Annotated in this window: 11 protein-coding genes; all 11 read right to left on the bottom strand. The window is 71.2% G+C overall.

The genetic code is table 11. From position 1 onward, the window contains the following. Positions 1-142: 142 nt before the first annotated feature. Entirely contained in the window at positions 143-1,291 is a 1,149-nt protein-coding gene (locus ACFQ3T_RS06815; RefSeq protein WP_380721241.1) for an inositol-3-phosphate synthase, read from the bottom strand. A gap of 34 nt (positions 1,292-1,325) precedes the next feature. Continuing rightward, positions 1,326-2,234, bottom strand: a complete 909-nt coding sequence (locus ACFQ3T_RS06810; protein ID WP_380721251.1) for a helix-turn-helix domain-containing protein — start codon at positions 2,232-2,234, stop codon at positions 1,326-1,328. Positions 2,235-2,314: 80 nt separating this feature from the next. Next, positions 2,315-3,322 (bottom strand): sugar phosphate isomerase/epimerase family protein, encoded by a 1,008-nt coding sequence (locus ACFQ3T_RS06805; RefSeq protein ID WP_380721238.1) that lies wholly within the window; start codon positions 3,320-3,322, stop codon positions 2,315-2,317. 25 nt (positions 3,323-3,347) lie between these two features. Beyond that, positions 3,348-4,487, bottom strand: coding sequence for a Gfo/Idh/MocA family protein (locus tag ACFQ3T_RS06800; RefSeq protein WP_380721248.1), 1,140 nt, complete (start codon positions 4,485-4,487; stop codon positions 3,348-3,350). A gap of 72 nt (positions 4,488-4,559) precedes the next feature. Next, positions 4,560-5,594, bottom strand: coding sequence for a substrate-binding domain-containing protein (locus ACFQ3T_RS06795; protein ID WP_380721235.1), 1,035 nt, complete (start codon positions 5,592-5,594; stop codon positions 4,560-4,562). A gap of 59 nt (positions 5,595-5,653) precedes the next feature. Beyond that, positions 5,654-6,691, bottom strand: a complete 1,038-nt coding sequence (locus ACFQ3T_RS06790; RefSeq protein ID WP_380721232.1) for an ABC transporter permease — start codon at positions 6,689-6,691, stop codon at positions 5,654-5,656. Further along, entirely contained in the window at positions 6,688-8,202 is a 1,515-nt protein-coding gene (locus tag ACFQ3T_RS06785) for a sugar ABC transporter ATP-binding protein (RefSeq protein WP_380721229.1), read from the bottom strand. The genes ACFQ3T_RS06790 and ACFQ3T_RS06785 overlap by 4 nt, the downstream gene beginning before the upstream one ends. Next, a complete protein-coding gene (locus ACFQ3T_RS06780) occupies positions 8,199-9,491 on the bottom strand; it encodes an ROK family transcriptional regulator (RefSeq protein ID WP_380721226.1) in 1,293 nt (430 codons plus the stop codon). Before ACFQ3T_RS06780 ends, ACFQ3T_RS06785 begins: the two co-directional genes overlap by 4 nt. 802 nt (positions 9,492-10,293) lie before the next feature. Further along, the gene (locus ACFQ3T_RS06775; RefSeq protein ID WP_380721223.1) at positions 10,294-11,268 is read right to left on the bottom strand and encodes a helix-turn-helix domain-containing protein; all 975 of its coding nucleotides are present in this window, start codon (positions 11,266-11,268) and stop codon (positions 10,294-10,296) included. Next, positions 11,265-11,459, bottom strand: coding sequence for a hypothetical protein (locus ACFQ3T_RS06770; RefSeq protein WP_380721220.1), 195 nt, complete (start codon positions 11,457-11,459; stop codon positions 11,265-11,267). Before ACFQ3T_RS06770 ends, ACFQ3T_RS06775 begins: the two co-directional genes overlap by 4 nt. 89 nt (positions 11,460-11,548) lie before the next feature. Next, entirely contained in the window at positions 11,549-16,933 is a 5,385-nt protein-coding gene (locus tag ACFQ3T_RS06765; RefSeq protein WP_380721217.1) for a ThuA domain-containing protein, read from the bottom strand. Positions 16,934-17,465: the final 532 nt, after the last annotated feature.

Raw genomic sequence — 17,465 nt, 5'->3', positions numbered from 1 at the left:
CCGGACCAGTACAGCGCCACCGACGACAACGGCAGCAGCAAACGCCTGCCCCGCAGCGGCACACCGGCCGCCGCCGCGCCGACGAGCGTGTCACCGAGCACGGTCAGCGCGGCGGGCGCACGGACGAGTTCCGCGTAGGCCCTCACCCCAGCTCCCGCGCCCAGCGGTGCAGGTCACGGGTCTGTTCGGCGAACCGGTGCTCGTCGCTGCCGAGCGGGTCCTTGAAGAAGAACGCGAGCGCGCCTTGCGCGCCGACCCGGCCGGCGGCGTGCGCGGCGGCCACCAGCCGGGCCAGGTCGAGCACGAGCGGGGCGGCCAGGGCGGAGTCCAGGCCGGTCCACGTGAGTTGCAGGGACATCCGCGCGCCGAGGAACCCCTCGAACGACACGTGGTCCCACGCCGTCTTCCACTCGCCCAGGTCGGGGACGTTGTCGATGTGCAGCGGCGCGGTGACGTCGTCACCGAGCAGCGCGGCCAGACCCCGCGCCTTCGACACCAGCTTGCTGTCCGCGTGCGCCGGGTCCTCCAACGTCGCGCCGTCACCGCCGCCCAGCAGGTTCGTGCCCGACCACGACAGGACCCGCAGTCCCCGCGCCACGAACATCGGCGCGAGCACCGTGCGCAGCAACGTCTCCCCCGTCTTGCCGTCCCGGCCCGCGTAGGGCAGACCCATCCGGTGGGCGAGCTGGTCCAAGGCGGGAAGCACCACACCGGTGGACGGGGTGAAGTCCACGAACGGACACCCGGCGCTCAGCGCCGCGTACGCGGCCACCGAGCTGGGCGGCAGCACGATCCGGGCGGGATCGCGCAGCGCCTGCTCCAGCGCGTCGAGGTCGTCGTGCTCGGGCAGGGCCCGCACCGGTGGTTCCGTGGAGGCGACGTTGACCACCACGACCCGCGCCAGGTCGTGCCGGTCCCGGAAGTCGGTGATGTCGGCCGCCAACCGCTCGATCGCCTCGGCCTGGCTGCCCCGGTGCGTGAGCGGGTCGTAGCCCGGCCGGACCTCCGCGTCCACGGCGTTCAGCCCGTCCGCGATCGCCGACGGCAGGTGGTGCGGCAGCACGCCCGATCCGGCCAGTGCCTCGGCCCGCTTGACCAGCGGCGTGTCCACCACGTCGTGCCCACCGACGACCAGCGAGTCCCACGGCGGCAGGTCCGCTTCGAGCAGTTCGGTGACGCAGCCGACCGGCGGTGCGAGCCCTTCGCGCACCGCCACCAAACCGCTGATCGCCGTGGTGGCGACCGAGCCACGCGCGCCGATCAACCACAGCCCGGTCCTTCGTCGCACCACGGCGTCTCCTCTTCTGGTCGATGGTGGGTCCTGGTCAGGACGCGTCCTGGACGGCACGGGCGCTCGAAGGCGGTGGCTCGGCGTAGGCCCGCAGCAGGGAGTCGGGCTCCAGCCGGTACAGCGACTCCAAGCGGCGGCGGGCGTAGGGGCCCGGGTGTTGCCTGCCGTGTTCCCAACCCCGCACCGAGTCGGTGCTGGTGGCGCACCGCTGCGCCACTTGCGCCTGGGTCAGGCCGTTCCACTGCCGCAGCAGGCGCAGCACCTCCGACAAGTCGCCCTGCCGCCACGTCTCCGGCGAGAGGAACCCGGGTTTGCCGGCCCTGGCCGCTGTCGCCAGCGCGGACACCGACACCTCGTACAAGGCGGCCAACTGCCGGATGGCGGGCCAGGGGGGCACCGCCTCGCCCCGCTCCCAGCCGCGCAACGTGGTGCGCGAGACGCCGAGCAGGTCCGCGACCTTGGCCTGCGAGCAACCGGCCCGCGCGCGCAACCGGGCCAGGTCGCCGCTCAGCCGCACCACGGTCCGCGCGCCGCGTGGCGAGTCGCGCAACGCCCGAACCAGTTCCTCCGGCGTGACACCGAGGCACTCGGCGAGCGGGGCGAGCAGCCGTGCCGGCAGCCTGCTGCCGCCCCTCTCCCAGTTGTAGACCATCCTGACCGTGACGCCCAGGGCGTCCGCGATGTGCCTGGCGGGCACACCGCGGTCCCTGCGGAGTGCCCGCAGCCCACGTCCGGGCAGGGTGTCGTCGATGGACGGGTGTTCCGGTCCTTCGGCGAAGAACGCGGTCACCCGGTCCCGGTCCAGGCGGAGGACTTCCGCGAGCGCGGACGCCAGCACCGGGGCGGGTGTGCGCTGCCGGCGCTCCCAGCGCAACAGGCACGCCGGCGTGACCCCGATCCTCTCCGCCACCTCGCGCGACGTGAGGCCGAGGTGCAGCCGCACGGATCGCAACGAGGACGCGGTCGGCGCACCGATCTCCCTCGGGGGGTGCTCCCCGGAAACGGACACCATCGTCGCCGCCGTCAGTCGCCGCTGGAGAACGCCGCGTCGAAGGAAGCCGCGGGCGCGTCGAAGGCGTGCTTGCGCACGAACTCCAGCGCTTCGGGGGCGCCGAGCAGCCGGTCCATGCCGGCGTCTTCCCACTCGACGCTGATGGGTCCGTCGTAGCCGATGCTGTTGAGCATGCGGAAGGACCGCTCCCACGGCACGTCGCCGCGTCCGGTGGAGACGAAGTCCCAGCCGCGGCGGGGGTCGGCCCACGGCAGGTGGGAGCCGAGGCGGCCGTTGCGCCCGTCGCCGACCTGGCGGCGGGCGTCCTTGCAGTCGACGTGGTAGATGCGGTCGCGGAAGTCCCACAGGAAGCCGACCGGGTCGAGGTCCTGCCACACGAAGTGCGACGGGTCCCAGTTGAGGCCGAACGCGGGACGGTGCCCGATCGCCTCCAACGCCCGGACGGTGGTCCAGTAGTCGTAGGCGATCTCGGACGGGTGCACCTCGTGCGCGAAGCGGACGCCGACCTCGTCGAACACGTCGAGGATCGGGTTCCAGCGGTCGGCGAAGTCGGCGTACCCGGCGTCGATCATCGAGGCCGGCACGGGCGGGAACATCGCGACCGTCTTCCAGATCGACGAGCCGGTGAAGCCGACGACGGTGCCCGCGCCGAGCCGTGCGGCGGCCCGCGCGGTCACCTTCATCTCCTCGGCCGCGCGCTGCCGCACGCCCTCCGGGTCTCCGTCGCCCCAGATGCGGGAGGACAGGATGCCCTTGTGCCGCTCGTCGATCGGGTCGTCGCAGACGGCCTGGCCGGTGAGATGGTTGGAGATCGTCCACACCTTGAGGTCGTGCTTGGCGAGGATCGCGAGGCGGTCGGCGACGTAGTCGTCGTCCTCGGCGGCTCGCCACGGGTCGAGGTGGTCGCCCCAGCAGGCGATCTCCAGGCCGTCGTAGCCCCACTCGCCCGCCAGGCGGGCGACTTCCTCGAACGGCAGGTCGGCCCACTGGCCGGTGAACAGCGTGATCGGACGTGCCATTGGTCTCTCCCAGTGCCGAAGGTCGTCAGACGGCGTGCCAGGTGCGGCTGGCGGAGCTGTCCTCGACGGCGGCCAGGACGCGCTGCACCTGCAGCCCGTCGGCGAACGTCGGGGTCGGGTCGGTGTCCGCGGCGATGGCGCGGACGAGGTCGACGGCCTGGTGGGTGAACGCGTGCTCGTAGCCCAGGCCGTGGCCGGCGGGCCACCAGGCGTCGACGTACGGGTGTTGCGGCTCGGTGACCACGATGCGGCGGAAGCCCGCCACCCCCGCGTCCTCGGTGCCGTCGAAGAAGTGCAGGACGTTCATGTCCTCGAAGTCGAACGCGAGGCTGCCGGCGGAGCCGTTGATCTCGATGCGGATGGCGTTCTTGCGGCCGTTGGCGAACCGGGTGGCCTCGAACGTGCCGAGCGCGCCGCCGGTGAACCGGGCCAGGAACAGCGCCGCGTCGTCCACCGTGACCGGACCGGTCCCGGCCGACGAGGCGGTGCCGGACAGGCCCGCGTGCTCGGCGGCCAGCGGGCGTTCGGTCACGAAGGTCTGCAGCGTCCCGGACACCTCGTGGATGGTGTCGCCGAGGATGAACTGGGCGGCGTCGACGATGTGCGCGCCGATGTCGCCCAGCGCGCCCGATCCCGCCTTCTCCTTCTGCAACCGCCAGGACAGCGGCGCGGCGGGGTCGACGATCCAGTCCTGGAGGTACTGCGCCCGCACGTGGTGGATCCGACCCAACCGGCCCTGCGCGACCAGGTCCCTGGCCAGCGAGATCGCCGGCACGCGCCGGTAGGTGAACCCCACCATCGCTCGCACGCCCTGTTCGGCCGCGCGTTCAGCGGCGTCGGCCATCACCTGCGCCTCCAGGACGCTGTTGGCCAGCGGCTTCTCGCACAGCACGTGCTTGCCCGCCTCCAGCGCGGCGACGGCGATCTCGGCGTGCGTGTCGCCCGGCGTGCAGATGTCGACCACCTGCACGTCGTCGCGGTCCAGCAGCGCCTTCCAGTCGGTCTCGGCGTGCGCCCAGCCGAGGCGGACGGCGGCCGCCTCGGTGCGCGCCCGGTCGCGGCCGCACACCACGGCCATCACCGGTCGCAGCGGAAGGTCGAAGAACCGGGGCGCGACCCGCCACGCCTGGGAGTGGGCGGCTCCCATGAACGAGTGGCCGACCATCGCCACGCCCAGCGCCGGTGTCGTCCCGTCGAGTGTCGTCACAGTGCTCTCCTCACAGCGGTCCGCTCACGCTCAGGACTCGAACGCGGTGGGCAGGTAGCGGTCGACGTTGTCCTTGGTGACGACCGGCGCGAACAGCTCGACCTGACGGGGCACCTCGACCTCGACCAGGTCGCCCAGGCTCTTGCCCTGCACGGCCAGGCGGGCCAGGCGGATGCCGTCGGCGCCCTGGGTGGACGGGTAGACGACGGTGGCCTTGTGCAGGCCGTTGTCGGCCTTGATCTCGCGCATCACGTTGGCCGACCCCGCCCCGCCGATCAGGAAGAACTCACCGCGGCCGGAGTTCTTGATGGCGGCGCTGACGCCGATGCCCTGGTCGTCGTCGTGGTTCCAGATCGCGTCGATGCGCGGCGCGGCCTGCAGCAGGTTCGCGGCGGCCCGCTCCCCGCTCTCCACGGTGAACTCGGCCGCGACCCGGTTGTCCACGTTCAGCCCGCACTCGCGCAGGGCGTCGGCGAAGCCCTTGCTGCGGTCCTGCGTCAACGGGAGCGAGTCGATGCCGGCGATCTCGGCGACGACGGCGTCGGGCTTGCCCTTCAGCTTCTCGCACACGTAGGTGCCCGCCGAGACGCCCATGCCGTAGTTGTCGCCCAGCACGGTCGAACGCGCGGCGAACGGGCTGTCGAACTCGCGGTCGACGTTGATCACCGTGATGCCGGCCTTCATCGCCTTGAGCGCCACCGGGGTCAGCGCCGCGCCGTCGAAGGGCAGCAGCACGATCGCGTCGACCTTGTCGTTGATGAACGTCTCGACCTGGCTGATCTGGAGGTTGACGTCGTTGGTGCCCTCGACGACCTTCAGCTCCACGTCGGAGTACTTCTCGGCCTCGGTCTTGGCGGCGTTGGAGATGGCCGCCATCCAGCCGTGGTCCGCGGCGGGCGCGGAGAACCCGATGACGACCTTCTCGCCGGGCTCGTCGTTGGCGACCCGGGCGCCGCCCTGATCGCCGCTGCCGGCAGCGGGAGCGGGGGTGTTGCCGGTGCACGCGGTGAGCAGCGCTCCCGCGGCGAGCACGGCGAGCAAGGAGGTGGTTCTGGTACGGGACATGGCGGTACTCCTGAAAGGTGGCGGCGGAGAGAGGGGGCGGAAGCGATGCGGTGCGGCGGTCAAGCGCCGCTGCGGCGGGCCAGTCGCTGTTGCAGCAGGACGGCGATGACGATGATCGCGCCCTTGGCGACGGCCTGCGCGGAGATCGAGAGGTTGTTGAGGGTGAACACGTTGGACAGCGTGGTGAAGATCAGGACACCGAACACGGTGCCCGCGATCGTGCCCCGCCCACCCGACAGCAGCGTGCCGCCGATGACGACCGCGGCGATGGCGTCGAGTTCGTAGAGGCCGCCGTGGGTGGAGCTGCCGGTGGTGGTGCGGGCGATGAGCATGACCGCGGCGATGCCGCAGCAGACGCCCAGCAACGTGTAGAGCAGCACGGTGTGCCGCCGCACGTTGATGCCGGCCAGCCGGGCGGCCTCGGGGTTGCCGCCCACGGCGTAGGTGCGGCGACCGAACGTCGTGCGGTTGAGCACCACCCACCCGATGACCGCGACCACGGCGAAGATGATGATCAGGACGGGCACGCCGAGCACCGAGGCGTCGAAGAACGCGGTGAAACCCGGCACGTCCACGATCTGCGTCTTGCGGTTGGACATGATCTCGGCCAGGCCCCGCGCGGCGGCGAGCATCGCCAGCGTCGCGATGAACGCCACGATCCGCCCGTAGGCGATGAGCAGGCCGTTGACCACGCCGCACCCGGCGCCGACGGCCAGTGCGGTGAACACCAGCGCCGACCAGTGGAAGTCCCGTGCCACGGTCTGGGTGGCCAGGGTGGTCGCCCACACCGAGGACAGCGCCACGATCGCGCCGACGGACAGGTCGATGCCCCCGCCGGTGATCACGAACGTCATGCCGATGCTGACCACGCCGATGACCGAGGCCAGACGCAGGATGGTGAGCAGGTTGTCCACGTGCGCGAACCGGTCGCCGGCGGTGATCACGCCGACCAGGCACAGCAGGACCAGGGCGACGACCAGGCCGGTGTTGCGGCCCGCGGCGGACCCGAGCAGCGCGCTCACCCCCCGTCTCGGGGCGCTCCCGGCGGGCGGTCCGCCGGTGCGGGGGGCGGTGGCGGTGGCGGTGTTCTTGTTCATGCGGCGCTTCCTTCCATGACCAGGTCCAAAACCCGGTGCTCGTCCAGCTCATCGGCCGGGCCTTCGTGGACCACGCGTCCTTCCCGCAGCACCAGGACGCGGTCGGACAGGCCGAGGACCTCTTCGACGTCGCTGGACACGACCAGCACGGCCACGCCCCGGTCGGCCAGGTCCCGGATCAGTTCGTAGATCTCGCTGCGCGCGCCGACGTCCACCCCGCGCGTCGGCTCGTCCAGCAGCAGCACCCGGCACTCGCGCAGCAACCACCGGGCCAGCACGACCTTCTGCTGGTTGCCGCCCGACAACGTGCGCACGGCACGGTCCACACCGGACGGACGCACGTCCAACGCCTCCACCAGCTCGGTGGAGCGAACACGTTCGGCGCCGTTGTCCAGGAACCCGAACCGGGCGAACGCGGGCAACGTGGAGACGGTGATGTTGCGGTAGACGGCCTGGTCGAGCAGCAGCCCCTGGCTCTTGCGCTCCTCCGGGCACAACCCGATCCCGGCGCGCACGGCGGCGCCCACCGAGCCGCGCCGCAGGCTCCTGCCGTCCACCTCGACCGTGCCCGAGGAGGACTTGCGGGCCCCGTACACGGTTTCCAGGATCTCCGAGCGCCCGGAACCCACCAGTCCCGCGATCCCGACCACCTCACCGGCGTGGACGGTGAGGTCCACCCCGGAGAACCGGCCCGACCCCGCCAGCCCGCGCACGGTCAGCACGGCGGGCGCGTCGGGAGCGGGCGGCTTGCGCTCGGGGAACACGTACTGCACGTCCCGGCCCGTCATGAGCTTGATCAACTCCGCCGTGCGCACCTCGCGGGCGGGAAGGCCGGTCGCGACGGTGCGGCCGTCCTTGAGGACGGTGACGCGGTCGCCGATCTCGCGGATCTCCTCCATGCGGTGGGAGATGTAGACGATGGCGACGCCCTGGGCGGTCAACTCCCGGATCACCCGGAACAGGGTCCGCACCTCGTCCTGGTCCAGCACGGCCGACGGCTCGTCCATGATCAGCAACCGGCTGTCCCGGGACAGCGCGCGGGCCATGCTGACGATCTGCTGGTTCGCCGCGGACAACCGGCCCACCTCGTGCTCCGGCGGGATGTCGGGGTGCCCGAGGAGTTCCAGCAGCGCACGGGTCCGCTGCCGCGCGACGCCCCGACGCGTGAACCCCGCGGTGGACAACTCATGGCCGAGGAAGACGTTGTCCGCGACCGACAGTCCGGCGACCAGGTCCAGCTCCTGGTGGATGGCCCCGATACCGGTGTCCATCGCGTCCTGCGGGCTACCGAACGAGACCACCTCGCCCCGCCAACGCAGCTCACCCTCGTCGGGGCGGTGCGAGCCCGCCAGCACCTTGATCAGAGTCGACTTGCCCGCGCCGTTCTGCCCGAGCAGGCAGTGCACCTCGCCCGCGCGGACGTCGAAGTCCACCCCGCCCAGCGCGGTGACGCCCGGAAAGCGCTTCACGACGTCCCGGACCGACAGCAGCGGGACCGCATCGGTCGTCATACCGTTTCCTCCTGTGCTACGTCCTCGTGGGCGACGCGGTCTCCACCGATCGGCTCGACGAGGGTGGGGTCCTGAAACACGCGGTCGAGCACCTGCGACGCCCCACCGCGCAGGGAACCGGAGAAGCCGAGCGTCGAGAACGCCACGCGCGTGCCACCCGCGTCGGCGGCGAAGACGTGCCGGCGCAACTCATCGCGCAGGGAACCGGCGATCCACGGCTGCAGGGCGGCGAAGTAGCCGCCCAGCACCAGCAGTTGCGGGTTGAAGACGTTGACCAGGATGCCCGCGCCGACCGCGAGCCAGTGGTCGATCTCGGCGATGGCGGACAGGACGCGTTCATCGCCCGACCGGGCGCGGCTGCCGATCTCGGCGAGCCGCTGCTCCACGTCCAGCGACGGGTCGCGCACCGGGTCGTGCTCCGACGCGGCGGCCGTCAGCAGGGCGTTGAGGCCGACCACCGCCTCCCAGCAGCCTTGGCGGCCACACCCGCAGAACGGGCCACCGGAACGCACCCTCATGTGCCCGACCTCGCCGGCGAACCCGAACGCGCCGCGCAGCAGCTGCCCGCCCGCGACGACGCCGCCGCCGACGCCCGCCGCGCCGGTGAGCAGGATCAGGTCCGCGCTGCGCTCCGGACCCTGGGCCTCGATCTCGGCCAGCGCGGCGAGGTTCGCCTCGTTGTCCAGCAGCACCGGGTAGGGCGGATCGCCCAGCAGCCTGCGGATCTCGGCGACGACCGCGACGTCGGCCCACCCGAGGTTCGGGGCCACTCGGAGGACACCGGTGTCGACCTCGACCAGGCCCGGGACGGCGATGGTCAGGCCGACCGGCCTGATGTCGGACTTCGCCAGGCCGCGCAGCACGGTGCCCAGCAGTCGCCCCAACCGGGACAGGACCAGGGCGGGCTCCACGTTGGCGGTGTCGAGCGCGAGCCGCTTCTCCGCCAGCACGCTCCCGCGCAGGCTGAGCACCAGCACCGACAGGTAGTCGATGTTGATCTCGGCGCCGACGGCGACCACGTGGTCCCCGTCGAGCTGGATGGACTGGCCCGGACGTCCGACGGTGGCCCGCTCCACCTCGCCCTCCCGGACGAGGCCCCGCTCGACCAGCTCGGCGACGAGGCTCGACACGGTCGCCTTGTTCAACCCGGTCTCCTCGGCGAGCCGCGCCCGGGACCGCGGACCGCGGTCCCGCAGGTGCGACAACACGACCGAGAGGTTGTGGCGGCGGACCGTGAGCTGGTCCGCGGTCGAGCTGCCCGCACGCAGACGGGTGGGCGTGCTCCTCATACCTCTCCTCGGGTTGGGGGCAGCCGTCACCGACTGCGGGATTACGTGGTCTTGCTTGGCGGGGGTGACCGCACCCCGCGCACGGCATCGCCGGCGTTGACGATCAGCCGGGCGGACCTGTCCGACCGGACTTGCCGGCGAGCTCCTCCATTCCGGTTACCGATGTGCTGCGCGCCACACCGTTCGTCTGTCGGATCAACAAACTAATGAGCGCTTTATGGGCGGTCAAGGGCAACCGGACCAGCCGACCGGTCAGTTCTGGAAGTGGACAGAAACCGTAAGCGGATCTCTCTACGCCACTGATCATCTCTTCGTGATCAGTGCGTCGATCATCGACCGGCGAATGATCTGCGCAGGTCACAGGTCATGAAGATCCATACGAGACGGACTACTGAATCGAAATAGCCGCACCGGACGCACGTTGTCGCAGGGCCCGCAAGCAAATCAAGAAATCTGGGAGCGCTCCCAATTCATTGTTGGATCTCCGCATAGCCGAATAGTCTTGCAACCTGTGCCCAAGCGGCCACAACGCGCAACTAAGTTCTGGCTTCACAACGCTCGACGACAAGCCGATCACCGCGTCCGGAGCCGCCGTTCCGGAGCCGGCGGCTCCGCTTTCCCTCACACTCGGTCCAAGGGCTCCATCCGGATGTCGCGGCGTTTCGGGTTCGCCCTCACGCTGGAGTCCCGCTCAGCGGTCGACTCGTCCGTCGGCGAGCGCGGAGCAGCACACCGGCTTCCTCGGCCCGATCGCGGATTCGGCGGCGCGAGGCCGGTCAGGTCACGACGCCGACGGGCTGGATCAGCAGGCATCGCGCTTCACCCGGTCGCTCGTCGGCGCCGCCGCGAGGTAGGCGCGCAGCAGGGAATCGTGCGGTAGCCGGTAGAGCCTCTCCAGGCGGTGGCACTGGGAGGGGCGCGGACGCTGCCTGGCGCGTTCCCAGCCCCGCACCGTGGCGGTGCTGGTGCCGCAGTGCTCGGCGACCTGGGCCTGGGTGAGGCCGTTCCACTGCCGGAGCACGCGCAACACCTCCGGCAGGTCTCCCGGCAACCAGTTCTCCGGGTCGAGGAACCTCGGCTTGCCCGCCTTGGCCGCCGCCGCGACGACGGCCAGCGGCGCCTGGTAGAGGGTCGCCATGAGCCGGATGGCCTGCCAGGGCGGCACCACCTCGCCGCGTTCCCAGCGGCGCAGGGTGGTGCGGGAGACGCCGAGCAGGTCGGCGACGCGGGCCTGGGAGAAGCCGGCCGTGTCGCGCAGCGACGCCAGTTCCCCGCGCAACCTGACGACGGTCCTGGTGTCCCGGCGTGCCGCTCGCAGCGCCTTGACCAGTTCCTCGATCCCCATCCCGAGGCACCGCGCCAGGGGTTCGAGCAGTCGCACGGGCAACCGGCTACCGCCGCGCTCCCAGTTGTAGACGGTCTGGACGGTGACCCGCAGCGCTTCGGCGATGCTCCGAGGCGGCACGCGCCGGTCCTTGCGCAGCGCGCGCAGCGCGTAGCCGGGCATCGTGTCGTCCATGAGCGGGTGCTCCGTGCCCTCGGCGAAGAAGGCTGCCGCCTGCTCCACCGGGAGTCGCAGCACGCCCGCCAGTGCCGCCACCAGCTCCGGCGACGGCGTGCGCTGGCGGCGTTCCCACCGCAGCAGGCACGCGGTGGTGACGCCCACCTGCTCGGCGACCGCGCGCGACGACAGGCCCAAGGCGAGCCGGACGGCCCGGAGCGAAGGGGGGACGGCTGCTCCGGGACCGTCCGGGTCCCGCGACTCCCCGCCGGTCACCACTGCTCGGACGCCACTGGTGTCGTCCCGGTGCGCGCGGCGAGCTCGAACTCGGCCACCGACCACGCGCCGGCCGTCGGGCCGGGCGAACCACCCGCCGCGGTGAGCGCCACCTCGTGCGAGCCGGATCGCCCGGTGAGCCGGTGCGCGGTCGCGCCGCGAGCGCGCGCCGGCACAGGCGTGCTTCTCATGTCACTCCTCGATCTCCGCGGAGAACCACGACCGCCAGGCCGCGACCGGGTGGAGGGGTGGGCCGCTCGGCGCGGGCCACCCCCGGTCCTCACTGGTGGGGCAGGGCGTCCGGGTTGTGCCCGGGCTGTCCGGTGTGGCGGCCGGTGGCCTCGACGTTGCCCGCGACGTCGATCGACCGGTACTCCAGGACGTCCACGCCGTTCGGCCGGAGCTTGATCTCCCCGCCCTGGTAGACCTGCCACGGACCGTTGGAGATCCGGTACTCGGTCTTGGCCACGCCGGAGGTGTCGTCCTCCGCCTCGAGCCGGACCCGCGAGGCCGCCGTGCCGCGCCGAGCGGACGTGACGGGCGCCGCGGTGTCGAGCCTCAGGTCGAGCACGCTCTCCGCCGAGGTGTTGCCGGCCGCGTCGGTCGCCCGCACGGCCACCCGGTGCGCCCCCGCGTCGGCGATGCTCACCGCGCCGGAGTAGGGCTGCCACGTCCCGTCGTCGACCTTGTACTCGACCGCGGGGTCGCCGGAGGCCCCGTCGACCGCCGAGGCCGACACCGACACCGCGCGCGTCCACCAGCCCTCGGACCCGGACGGCTCGTCCGCCCGCGCCGAGACCTCCGGCGCGGTCCGGTCGAGCCTGACCGTCACCGACTCCTCCCCGGACGTGTTGCCGGCGGTGTCCGAGGCGCGGAACGCCACCGCGCGGGCGCCGTCCTCGGTGATCGACAACGGCGCGGTGTACTCGCTCCAGCCGCCGTCACCGATCCGGTACTCCACGTACACCTGGCCCGGGCGGTCGTCGGTGGCCGTGGCGGTCACGGTCACCGGCCCGGTCCACCACCCGTTCGCGCCGGTGGGCGTTTCCGGGGTGGTCGCCACCGCCAGCTCCGGCGCGGTCCGGTCGCCGCCGCCGACCTTGAAGTGGTCGAAGCGCGCCGGCTTCGACGCGGTCTGCGGGCCGCCCAGTGCGAACAGGCCGATCTTCGCGCCGGCCGCGAGCGCGGTGTTGACCACGGGCTCCAGTGACGTCCAGGCCTGCCCGTCCGCGCTGTAGGAGCCGGTGTAGGTGTCCCCCGACTTGGTCAGCCGCAGGTGCCACACGCCCTGGTCGAGCGGGCCGGCGCCGGGTTGCGGCTGCCCGACCACGTCACCGCTCTCCGAGCGGAGCTCGATCCCCCGCTGCACGGCCGAGCCCGGCGCGTTCGTGGTGAGGTAATCGAGCTTGACGTAGTTGGCGTCGTCGACGTACGCCATCAACCCGGCCTGCTGGTACCGCTCGTCCAGGGCCGAGCCGTCCACCTTCGTCTCGATGGTCCAGTCGCCCTCCGGCGCGTCCTGGAGGATGAAGTTGGCCGGGGCGCCGTTGGGCGTGCCGTAGATGTCACCGGCGCCGGTGTCGATGCGCAGGCTGCCGTCGGCCAGCCCGACGCCGTTGGAGTCGCGCCGCACCACGGCGTTCCAGCGGCAGCCGTCGAGCGACGAACCGGAGAAGTCGTCGTTCGGGTCGACCACGGCGGTCGTGTCCGGGGTGATGGTGAACGTGTCGAACTGGGCCGTCACCACCGGGCGGTCGTCGTACCCGGCCAACGACAGCAGGCCGATCTTCGGGTGCGCGATGCCCGCGAGCGACTTGGTCTGCGGCATCGTGGTGAAGGTCTGGCCGTCCGCGCTGTAGGACGCGGTCAGGGTGCTGCCGTCGCTGGTGAACCTGACCCAGACGGTGTCGGGGTACTGCGCGCCCAGCGGCGCGGTGTTGGACTCGCCGACCTCGTTGGGTGAGCCGTTCTCCTCCCGGATGAACTGGAAGATGCGGCTCGCCGCGTCGTCACTGCCGGTGTTCCGCCCCTGCAGCACCATCTTCGCGTAGTTGTCGTCGTCGCCGTAGACGATCAGCCCCGCCTGCTGGTAGCCCCGCCGAGCGGGCAGCGTCAGCTTGGTGGTCGCCTCGAACGGCCCGGCCGGCAGGTCTTGGAGCACGATGTTCGGCGTGTTGCCGCCGGCGCCGTAGATGTCCGTGGACGACGCCGGGATCACCAGGTGCCCGTCGCGGACGGCGAGGTCCTGGTTCTCCCGCACGACCGTCGTCCACCGGCCCCGGTCCAGCGAGGTGCCGAGGAAGTCGTCCGACCGGCCGCCGAAGCAGTCCGTCGTCGAACGCTCGACCTTGATCTCCACGTCCTGGGTGGTGCTCGCGCCCCTGGCGTCGGTCGCGGTGACCTTCGCGCGGAACGTGCCGCCGGTGGCGTAGGTGTGGCTCGTGGTCGCCCCGGTGCCGGTGCCGCCGTCGCCGAACGTCCAGGCGTACTGGATGGGCTCGTCGCCCTCGGGGTCGGTGGCGGTCGCGGTGAAGTCGACCTTCAGCGGTGCGGTGCCCGACGTGGGGGTGGCGGTGACGGTGACCGCGGGCCGTCGGTTGTGCGTGACGCCCTGGCCGACGAACTCCACCCAGTTGATGTTCGCGAGGTAGCTGGTGGTGGTGCTGCCCTGCGGCCGGCGGGTGACGAAGTACAGCTTCGAGCCGGCCGGCGGGTTGTCGGCGAGCTCGGCGGTCACCGTGGTCCAGTTCTGCCAGCCACCGGTTCCGCCGAACGTCGCGGTCCCGGCGACCGGGCCGTCCGGCGCGCCCACCCTGATCTCGACCAGACCGCCGCCCGAACCCGAGGCGACGCGGAAGCGCACCTGGTCGATCCCGGTGAGGTTGGCCGGGGCGAGCGAGAAGTAGTCGCCGTCGGTGATGAAACCGATGTTCTGGCCGCCGCCGGTGTCGGTGGTGTTCTCCCGCTGCACACCGGCCGCGTCGTCACCGACGCCGCCGGGGGCTCGGCCGGACTCCTCGTAGAACTCCGCCTCCTTGTGCTTGGGCTGCAGGACGAGGATCGCCTCGCTGGTCAGCGGCGCCACGCCGGGCGCGCCCTTGTCGGTGTACTTCGCGGTGAGGACGCCGAAGATGTTGGCGCCGGCGTGGCCCTCGTCGCCGGACATGACGGCCAGGCCCTCGCAGCCGCGGTACTGCTCGTAGCCGTGGGCGTGCTCGTCGTGGCCCAGCGCCGGTTGGACGACCACGTTCTGGCAGTCGACCGTGCCGTCCTCCGCGTCGGTGACGGTGACGCGGTAGGACACCTGGTCGCCGAAGTCGATGAACCCGCCGTCGACCGGAGAGGTCAGCGTGATCACCGGGGCGGTGTTGCCGACGACGATGGAGACGTTGGCGGACGCGGACTTGCCGTCCGCGTCGGTCACGGTGAGGCGGGCGGTGTAGTTGCCGTTGGCCGTGTAGGTGTGGCTCGGGTTCGCCTCGGTGCTGTCGGTGGTGCCGTTGCCGTCGAAGTCCCACGCCACGGTGATCGCGGCGCCGTCCGGGTCGCGCGACTCCGACGAGTCGAACCGCACGGTCAGCGGCGCGTGCCCGGAGGTGCGGTCGGCCTTGGCCACCGCCACGGGGGCGCGGTTGCCGCGCACGTAGTCGATCCGGTAGAGGCCGCTGTCGGCGTTGTTGCCGCCGAAGCCGGAGCCCCACTCGATGATGTACAGCGCGCCGTCCGGGCCGAACTGCATGGCGTGCACGCGGTTGAAGCTCATCGCGGGCAGCATCCGGTTGATGTCGAACACGCTCGCGCCGTCCGGGGACAGCTGCAACGAGAACAGCCTGCCGTCGTTCCAGTCACCCCACATCGCCTTGCCGTCCCAGTAGGCCGGCCACTTGCGGTCCGAGACCAGGTCCGCGTCGTACCGGTAGGTGCCGCCCGCCATCGGCGCGCCGCCACCGCCGATCTCCGGGGTGCCGGTGGAGGACTTGCCCTGCCAGATCGGCGTGCCGATCGCCGCCGGGAGCTGGGTGATGCCGGTGTTGTTGGGCGAGTTGTTGACCGGGGCGGCGCAGTCGAACGCCGCGCCCGACACGCCGGTGGCGAAGTCGTGGTCGTGGTAGGGGGTGTTGGCGCCCACGCAGTAGGGCCAGCCGTAGAAGCCCGGCCGGTCGACGATGTTCCACTCAACCCGGCCGTCCGGCCCCCGCTGGGGGTTGGCGCCACCGGCGTCCGGGCCGTAGTCGGCGACCTGGAGCTTGTTGGTCAGCGGGTCCAGACCGATGCGGAAGGGGTTGCGGAAGCCCATCGCGTAGATCTCGGGACGGGTCTTCGCGGTGCCCGGCGGGAACATGTTGCCGGCGGGGACGGTGTAGGTGCCGTCCGGCTGCGGCGTGATCCGCAGGATCTTGCCGTTGAGGTTGTCGCTGTTGGCCGAGGAACGCTGGGCGTCCCACGCCGCGCGGTCCGGCCTCTCGTCGATCGGCGTGTAGCCGTCGGAGGCGAACGGGTTGGTGTTGTCGCCCGTGGTGATGAAGAGGTTGCCGTCGTTGTCGAACTCCATCGCGCCGCCGGCGTGGCAGCACTGGTCCCGTTGGGTGGTGATCTCCAGCAGCACCTTCTCGCTGCCCGCGGCGATCGTGTCGCCGGACAAGGTGAAGCGGGACACCCGGTCGATCGCCTGCGAGCCGGCGGGCGAGTAGTACAGGTACAGGTGGTTGTTCGTGGCGAAGCCCGGGTCCAGCGCCAGGCCGAGGAGGCCGAACTCCTGTCCGGTGTAGACCTGGAGGGACCCGGCGGTGACCACCGCGCCGTCCGTGCGGACGATCTTCACCGCGCCGTTCCGGTCGATGTAGAAGACCCGACCGTCCTGGGCGATGGCCAACTCCATCGGGTTGGCGGTGTTGTCGTCGAGGGCGACCTTGTCGAAGCTGTCGGTGCGCGTGGCCGAGCAGTCGGCGTCGACGACGCCCGCCGCCGTCTGCACGCCCTTGAGCAGGTGCTCGCGGAACGCGGGGTCGGCGTACGACTCGACGGTGTGGCCGAGACCGGTGTACCAGGACCGGCCGCCGTCGTAGTCCTGGCACCAGGCGATCGGGTGGCTGGTGCCCATCGCGCCGCCGCTGTAGCTGGTCTCGTCCAGCTCGGCCAGCACGTGCACCTTGGCCGTCGGGTCGGCGCGGAAGTCGTACCACTCGTCGAAGCGCTGCCACGACTGCGGCAGGTGCGCGGTGGAGGGGTGCGCGGGGTCGGTGACCTTGACCTTGGCGTTCTGCGGGTCCGGGTGACCGGCGAAGTACGCGCCCACCAGGTTCCCGTACCAGGCCCAGTCGTGCTCGGTGTCCGACGCGGCGTGCACGCCCGCGAACCCGCCACCGGCCTTGATGTAGCGCTCGAACGCCACCTGCTGGTCGACGCCCAGCACGTCACCGGTCGTCGAGAGGAACACGACCACCTCGTACTGGGCCAGGTTCGCCTCGGTGAAGGCGCCCGAGTCCTCCGTCGTGTCCACGGTGAAACCGTGGGTGGAGCCCAGTTCCCGCAGCGCGGCGACACCGGCGTCGATCGACGGGTGCCGGAAGCCCGCGGTCTTGGTGAACACCAGCGCCTTGAACGTCTCGTCACCGTGGCCGGGATGCGCCCGCGCCGGTATCGCCAGCGAGACGAGCGATCCCACCAGCGCCGCCACCACCACCGCGGACAGCCAGGAGCGTCGCCGTCGAATCCGGCCAGGTCTGGGTGAGTTCACCATTGAGCCCTCCGCACTACGAAGATCGAACGGTGGTCTGTACCACTCGGTTCGTCTGTCGAGGCAACAAACTAATGACCATTCTTGAAGGCGGTCAAGGTTACGGACAGGCGACAAGATGGCCAATCCTGGAACTGGCCAACAACCGTGAACAACCGATCTGCCAACCCTCGTCCACGCCTTTGAGAAGTGGTCGGTAAAGCTATGTTCGCGCTAACACGCCTGTGCACACGAATCGCCCAATGGGAGTAGTGCGGCTCGTGGCAGTCGGCGCTGCAGCACCGTGACCTGGACATACCTAAGAAGATGGTTGCCCACCGACTACTTCCGAAGATCACCGTGCCGCTGTGAGCGATAACTACTGTTGACGGCTCACGACAACCCTGGCTAGATTCGGACCAGCCTGCGAGCCAGCCATCAACGAAGAAGGTGGGTTTCTCGTGCTCATTGCGCCCAGGGA

This window comes from Saccharothrix hoggarensis, assembly GCF_042678885.1.
Taxonomy (GTDB): Bacteria; Actinomycetota; Actinomycetes; order Mycobacteriales; family Pseudonocardiaceae; genus Actinosynnema; species Actinosynnema hoggarensis.
The sequence above is the reverse complement of the archived record's forward strand: the minus strand, read 5'-3'. Positions and strand labels throughout refer to the sequence as shown.

Bases quoted from the DNA above. Each gene is read 5' to 3' on its own strand.
- ACFQ3T_RS06790 (WP_380721232.1), bottom strand. From the start codon at position 6,691: ATGAACAAGAACACCGCCACCGCCACCGCCCCCCGCACCGGCGGACCG.
- ACFQ3T_RS06770 (WP_380721220.1), bottom strand. From the start codon at position 11,459: ATGAGAAGCACGCCTGTGCCGGCGCGCGCTCGCGGCGCGACCGCGCAC.
- ACFQ3T_RS06780 (WP_380721226.1), bottom strand. From the start codon at position 9,491: ATGAGGAGCACGCCCACCCGTCTGCGTGCGGGCAGCTCGACCGCGGAC.
- ACFQ3T_RS06785 (WP_380721229.1), bottom strand. From the start codon at position 8,202: ATGACGACCGATGCGGTCCCGCTGCTGTCGGTCCGGGACGTCGTGAAG.
- ACFQ3T_RS06795 (WP_380721235.1), bottom strand. From the start codon at position 5,594: ATGTCCCGTACCAGAACCACCTCCTTGCTCGCCGTGCTCGCCGCGGGA.
- ACFQ3T_RS06805 (WP_380721238.1), bottom strand. From the start codon at position 3,322: ATGGCACGTCCGATCACGCTGTTCACCGGCCAGTGGGCCGACCTGCCG.
- ACFQ3T_RS06800 (WP_380721248.1), bottom strand. From the start codon at position 4,487: ATGGTCGGCCACTCGTTCATGGGAGCCGCCCACTCCCAGGCGTGGCGG.